Origin of the sequence: Methylobacterium nigriterrae (genome assembly GCF_037106235.1) — a bacterium.
Taxonomy (GTDB): Bacteria; Pseudomonadota; Alphaproteobacteria; order Rhizobiales; family Beijerinckiaceae; genus Methylobacterium; species Methylobacterium nigriterrae.
This window is the reverse complement of the sequence record NZ_JBAWTG010001095.1, coordinates 1-238: the sequence shown is the minus strand read 5'-3', so window position 1 is coordinate 238 and position 238 is coordinate 1. Positions and strand designations below refer to the sequence as shown.

General features: G+C 63.9%; 1 protein-coding gene. It reads left to right on the top strand.

Going from position 1 to position 238, the window contains the following annotated elements:
* Nucleotides 1–37: 37 nt before the first annotated feature.
* Nucleotides 38–238, top strand: a 201-nt coding sequence (locus WDW90_RS40380; protein WP_336493144.1) for a hypothetical protein, incomplete at its 3' end; no start/stop codon positions are given.

Sequence of the window (238 nt, the reverse complement as noted above, 5' to 3'; positions counted from 1 at the left end):
GTTCGCTGCAGTGTGCTCCGGTAACCTGGAGGCCGACATGCCGCGCCCGGCCGATCTGATGAACGATCCTTCCTTCCGCTACGCCGTGGAGGGCGCACGAACGGCGGTCTTCATTCTCATGGGCCAGCACATTTCGCGTGGTGAAGGCGAGCTGATCGTGACGCTGTCACTGCTGGGCTTTGCAAGCGCTGGGGGGCTCTCCGAGGAGAACCGCCAACGCTTGGTGCAACTCGGCTCC